This window comes from Leptodesmis sp. (assembly GCF_052746595.1).
Window position 1 is genome coordinate 1 of record NZ_JBRAGO010000163.1, and the last position, 6,080, is coordinate 6,080.

6 protein-coding genes are annotated in these 6,080 nt (G+C 48.7%); 4 read left to right on the top strand and 2 right to left on the bottom strand.

All coding sequences use genetic code 11. The features are described from left to right. From ACUVQO_RS22020 to ACUVQO_RS22030, 3 genes are all read left to right on the top strand, one after another. On the top strand, positions 1-694 hold a 694-nt coding region (locus tag ACUVQO_RS22020; protein WP_445927966.1), incomplete at its 5' end, for a tetratricopeptide repeat protein. Between the two features lie 7 nt (positions 695-701). Next, positions 702-902: a hypothetical protein gene (locus ACUVQO_RS22025; RefSeq protein ID WP_445927967.1), complete on the top strand. Its 201-nt coding sequence runs from the start codon at positions 702-704 to the stop codon at positions 900-902. Between the two features lie 194 nt (positions 903-1,096). After that, positions 1,097-2,896 carry a M3 family oligoendopeptidase gene (locus tag ACUVQO_RS22030; protein ID WP_445927968.1) on the top strand — a complete coding sequence of 600 codons (1,800 nt, stop codon included), beginning with the start codon at positions 1,097-1,099 and terminating at the stop codon, positions 2,894-2,896. Between the two features lie 157 nt (positions 2,897-3,053). Here the strand turns inward: ACUVQO_RS22030 and ACUVQO_RS22035 are convergent, their stop codons facing one another. After that, positions 3,054-4,382: a dihydroorotase gene (locus ACUVQO_RS22035; protein ID WP_445927969.1), complete on the bottom strand. Its 1,329-nt coding sequence runs from the start codon at positions 4,380-4,382 to the stop codon at positions 3,054-3,056. A 45-nt stretch (positions 4,383-4,427) separates the two neighbouring features. Here ACUVQO_RS22035 and lepB point away from each other — a divergent pair, with 45 nt between their 5' ends. Beyond that, positions 4,428-5,048: a signal peptidase I gene (gene lepB, locus ACUVQO_RS22040; RefSeq protein WP_445927970.1), complete on the top strand. Its 621-nt coding sequence runs from the start codon at positions 4,428-4,430 to the stop codon at positions 5,046-5,048. 50 nt (positions 5,049-5,098) lie between these two features. Here lepB and ACUVQO_RS22045 read toward each other — a convergent pair whose 3' ends face one another. Then, the gene (locus ACUVQO_RS22045) at positions 5,099-5,827 is read right to left on the bottom strand and encodes a hypothetical protein (protein WP_445927971.1); all 729 of its coding nucleotides are present in this window, start codon (positions 5,825-5,827) and stop codon (positions 5,099-5,101) included. Between the last annotated feature and the right edge of the window lie 253 nt (positions 5,828-6,080).

A 6,080-nucleotide genomic window follows, 5' to 3' on the forward strand; every position in this document is an offset into this window, starting at 1 on the left:
GATCTTGGGAAGCCCGCACCGTATGCGTAGCATTGGTGTCGGGAGGATGTCACGCCTGCCTACAGCCGTCTGGGCGACTCCAATCGCACCCTCTGCACATCATACTGATGCCTTTCAGCAGGGAGTTGAAGCCACGATGGCAGGGAAGTACTGGGAAGCGCTTGATGCATTTACTAAAGCTATTCAGATGCGAACGCAGACAGCTGCGGCCTATGCCAACCTCTGTCTGGTTGAAGTTCTCTTGAATCAGCCTGCTGCCGCGATTGAGGACTGTACACAAGCCCTGCAACGCCAACTCGCCAATGGCGAAGCTTACTTAGATCGGGGATTAGCCCATTACTATCTAGAGCATTATCAGACTGCTATTGAGGATGCAACTCATGTGCTGCAATTGCAGCCAGATGATTTCCGGGCCTATTTCAATCGGGGATTGGTCTGGAGGAGCTTGGGGCATTACTTCGCCGCGATTCAAGACTTCGATCGCGCCTTACAGCTTAACCCTGATATTCCGGAGGCCTATCGCGATCGGGCGCTTGCCTACTACAGCGCCGGCAACACCCAACAAGCCCTCATCGATTTACAGCAGGCTGCTCAAGACTTCCGCCAGCAAGGAAACATCTCTGCCTATCAACGGGCTCTTAGCCTGATTCGCCTGATTCAACAAGTACAAGCTGCAGAAGTTACCATCGGCTAATCCCATAATGAAAGTAACTCCTACATTCAGTTCCACTACCCTGGCCAGCCTAACCCTGGTTAGCACCTTCTTGTATAGTGCGGCCCTTCCCTTTAATGGCTGGGTATCTGCCCATGAAGCCGAGATGCGCAAACCCGCCGCAGGCATCAATCATCAACATGGTTCTGGGGAAACCCATACCCACAAAACAAGGGGGATGGGAGGCTGACGGAATTCTCCCCCTGCCCTTCTTCCCTCTCCAACGGCCTCTCACTACCCACCCTTTCAGTCTCCACCCCCGTCATTATCTTCTCTCACCCCGTCCTTAGATAAACTCGAAATGATTTTGTGTTAGAGTAAAACTTCCAGAGTTATGCTGGTGGTAGCATCACCGATCGAGGTTTCAGGAAAAGGAGTTCAGCCGTGGTTCAGTCTGTTTCAATTCAGCTTGAAAGTCCCCAAGAGTGGGATTTGTCGGATCTGTATCAGGGATTTGATGACCCCCGGTTAGCGCAGGATCTAGAGGCTCTGCAACAAACTGCCGCAAGCTTTCGAGATACTTACCGGGGCAAGGTGAAGGACTTATCAGCAGAGCAAGTCCTGGATTGTTTGCAGCAATTAGAAGCAATTTCTCAGCAGGCAGGCTTTTTGTATGCGTTTCCTGCTTTGATCTTTGCTGCAGATACTCGCAACACTGAAGCGAAACAGATGCAAGACCAGGTGATGGAAGCAGTCACAGGCATTGAGAATCAGCTTCTGTTTTTTGATCTGGAATTGAAAAGTTTAGATGATCAAAAGTTTGCCAAATTAGAATCCGCTAGTGTTTTTCAACCTTATCAACACTATCTCTACAATATTGCTAAATTTCGTCCTTATAAACTCTCCGAAGAAGTGGAACAAACTCGCAATCAGGATAGTTTAACCGGACGGCAGGCGTTTATTAATTTGCGATCGCTGCACCTTGGAGAACAGGAATACGATCCAGTCACGACTCCTGATGGCAAAACCTGCAGCACGGAAGCGGAATTAAGTGCTCTGTTGTTTCATCCGGATGCCAATGTGCGGTATGAAGCTTACCAGTCAGTCCGTAAGGTGATGAAGCAGCACAACTCGCTGTATGCCTACATTCTCAACACAGTGGCCCAGGATCACAAACTGGAAAACCAAATGCGGGGGTATAAATCTACACTGCAAAAGCAATTACTCGCAGATGAAGTATCGGAACCCGTATTTCGGGCCATCATGGATGGGACAAAAAATCGCTTTGATCTCTGGCAGCGCTATTACACCTTAAAAGGCAAAGCGCTAGGACAAAAGATTCGCACCTGCGATGTCTATGCACCCTGGAGCAATGATCCGGTGCCACCGCTGTCTTATCAGGCAGGGGTAGATACGCTGCTGGCTGCCCTCTCCCAATTTGATGTCAACTATGCCCGTCGTGCAGAAGAATTTTTCCTGAAAAACTGGGTAGACGCCAAAGTGCGTCCTGGAAAGCGGGGCGGGGCCTTCTGCTGGTATGCCCACGGTAAGCACAGCTATTTGCTGCTCTCTTATACCGAGGATTACAATTCCCTGTTCACCCTGGCCCATGAGATGGGACATGGATTGCACTTTGCCTGGATTGGCGATCGCCAGAGCTACTTCAACAGCAATCCGCCAATGGTACTGGCAGAAATCGCTTCTACCTTTAATGAACTGCTGTTGCTGGACTACCTTCTGAAACAGGCCGAAGATAATGCCAAACTGAAGCAGGCGTTGATCACGCGCCAACTGGAAGATCAACTCAATTTACTGTTCCGTCAGAGTACAGTTAGTCGGTTAGAGTTGGCGATTCATGATCGCGTCACCCAGGGCAGTTTTGATCAGAGCTTTGTCAATGAGCAGTGGCAGTCCCTGTATCAGGATTTGTGTGGTGATGCAGTCGAAGTGTTGCCGGAACATCAGGTGGACTGGGCACGCATCGGCCATATCTACTTCAAACCGTTCTACTGCTACCAATACACAGCTTCCAATATTGTCAGCCTTGCCTGTTATCAAAAATATCGGGAAGTGGGCAAAGACTTCATTCCTGGATACATGGAACTCCTGGCTGCAGGGGGCAGCATGGATCAGGTGAAGGCTCTACGTCAGTACGTGGATGTGGATCTGGAGAATCCGGCCACGATCGCAGCCGCTCTGAAGTATGTGGAAGAACTACTCGACCAACTTCAGGCCACGTTGTAGGTGGTAGCAGTCACCCCAGATCTCCGGCTTCTTCTGACCACTTGAGTAGAACCAATGATTTGCAACAGAAGTCGGAGATCTAGTCGGGTCGGCGATCGCTGGTTGAGAACGGATCTCCACACTTTTCCCAAATGAACAATGACAGCCCCTTCTGCCTTCAACCATCAAAAGTTAAGGCTTTTCCTCGAACTTCCGTATTGACTTTGCCGTGTTCGCAAACCACTTGGCCACCAACGATCGTCACTACAGGCCACCCAGTCAGATTCCAACCTTCAAAAGGACTCCAACCGCACTTTGTCAGTAAATCCTCGCGTCGTACCGGGTGGTAAGTATGCAAATCAACCAGAACCAGATCCGCATCATAACCGGGAGCGATCGTCCCTTTATTGGGAATCCGATAGGCCTTAGCGACTGCCGTAGACATCCAGTTGGCAACTTGCGCCACCGTACACCGTCCCTGCATCGCCTGAGTCAGCATTAGCGGCAGGGAAGTTTCTACCCCTGGCATTCCCGACGGTGTATTGGGATAAGTCTGGGCTTTTTCCTCCAGGGTATGAGGCGCGTGATCCGTGGCGATGAAATCCAGTACCCCGTCCTTTAAAGCCTGCCAGAGGACTTCGTTATCGTGGGGCGATCGCAAGGGCGGATTCATTTGAGCCAGAGTACCGATCGTCTCGTAGGCACTGGTATTCAGCAACAGATGTTGTGGTGTCACTTCTGCCGTCACCCAAGCCGGTTTATCTCGTCGCAACAACTCAGCTTCTTCTGCCGTGGATAGGTGGAGGATATGCAACCGTCGCTGATATTTCTTTGACAACTTTAGTGCTAGTTCCGTGGCCTCCAGCGCTGCCTGATTATCTTGAATCTGGGAGTGGATAGCAGGGTCGGTAATTCCAGCAAATTGCTGGCGACGCTCCTGAATGCGGGCCTGGTTCTCCGCATGGACAGCAATCAATCGGCTCCCCTGGGAAAAGATTTTGTCCAGTACCTCTTCTTCGCTCATCAACAACGGGCCATGCATCGATCCCATAAAGATTTTGATGCCACAGGCTGGCTTGGCTTCTAGAATATCGGGGAGCATTTCTGCTGTCGCCCCAATGAAAAAGCCGTAATTCACCACACACTTTTGCGCTGCTCGTTGCAATTTGTCATCCAGCGCTGCCTGAGTGGTGGTTAAAGGCCAAGTATTGGGCATTTCCAGAAAGGAAGTCACGCCGCCTTTGGCACAGGCACAACTGGCGGTGAACAAATCTTCCTTGTATTCCAGGCCCGGTTCCCGAAAATGCACCTGCGGATCAATCACTCCTGGCAACAAGGTCAGTCCCTGGGCATCTATTTCTCGGACAGTCTCATCTGCTTCAAGTGACATCTCGGTCGCGACCTGCTCAATGGTACCGCCCCGAATCAGCACGTCTCCTACTCTCAGTTCCCCGTCTGGGTGAAGGATCTGAGCCTGACGAATGAGCAAAGATAAATCTGGTTGCATAGTGATTAGAGCAGACTAGAATATCAATACAATATCGAATCTCTTATGGATCAAGTAAATAAAGAACCCGACCACAATAACAATTCTCCGCAAGCCCCGCGTGAGAATGTCTGGCTTGAAGTCGCCAAGACTTTGGGACTAAGTGCGATCCTGGCATTTGGTATCCGGACATTCGTCGCAGAAGCTCGCTACATTCCCTCTAAATCGATGGTGCCGACTCTGCAGGTGGGCGATCGCCTGATTGTAGACAAGGTGAGTTATCACTTCAAGGATCCACAACGGGGCGACATTATCGTATTCATGCCACCAGATGAAGCATCGGTCGTTTGTACCGGACCACAGGCTTCTCAACACAATAAGGATGCCTATATCAAGCGGATTATTGGTCTGCCGGGAGATACGGTGGAAGTGAAGCAAGGGCAGGTCTTCATCAACAATCAGCCACTTAAAGAGGGCTATGTGGCAGAAGTGCCCGATTACCAATACGGTCCCAGAACTGTGCCGCAAGGTTCCTATCTGGTGCTGGGCGATAACCGCAACAATAGCTGTGATAGCCACTATTGGGGATTTGTGCCGCGAGATAATATTATTGGACGGGCGATCGTTCGTTTTTGGCCGCTGAACCGTTTGGGAGAAATTACACCGGAACCGAGTTACTCGAACTAGTTGGTAGCCATATTGATAGGGATAGGAAATACATTGCTATCTTCAAAGCTTCACCAGGCAAGATAACGAGGGTTGCAATTTTTCTCTGTCCCTCCCAAAGTAAAGGCTACGCCAATACTTATTTTTCCTAAAATATTAAAAATGCTTACAACCAGGCATATCCGATTCACATTGCCAATCAATTTTTTTCCTTTCAATTTCTCCCAACACTTTGGAAGTTCAAAGTTTTCTATTAAATAAGGATTTTGGCGGTCACCTGTTTCTATGAGGATATGTCCAGGTTCCCATATATTCATAATATCTTGGATTATTCTTGTAGCTTGTGTTCTAATGCTTGGTCTCTTTGAAATAGGGAACCTTTCTTCAAAACTACTACAAGTATAGTGAAGGGAATAACCGCATAGATGTAAAGCACCTTGATAAATCACTTCTTGATTTAGAAAAAGCGTAAGCGCCAAGGAAGGCCGTTTGGGATTGATATAGATACAGCAGGTTGAATCCGTTTTCCATGACTTGTAAAAAAGCCTTTTATACTGATTCTCTGCTAAAAATCTTTTCAGTGAAGAGCTACAACAGGGGCAATACTCTACAGGAAGCGGTTTATCAATTATCAATAGTTTTACACCCTTACCAAGCCAATCAAACTGAGCAATCAAATCATCAACACAGTCTTCAGCAGGCCCATCAAGTTGGTGGTATGTACACTCAAACTCTATTCTTCCATCAGCCCATTGAAAAACAGCTTGTATTGAATGAACTTTGGCGTATGTGCCGTACATCGTTAGCACAGCACCTTGGTGGTGCAGAAAACTCCTGAAACCCCTATAAATCAAGGATTCTCACCGAGACAGCGATCTTGAGTTTTATCGGGCGAACGAACGAGGGCAAGGGGTTTCAGGCGCTGTTTTGGTCGTTCAGGTTATCCATCATGAGACTCAAAAAAGTTTTCTGCACCACTCAGGCACAGCACATGCATTTGGGTGCGTGTCACCTTCTTGGTAGGAAAATTAGGCTAGAGGAGAAGAATATCCC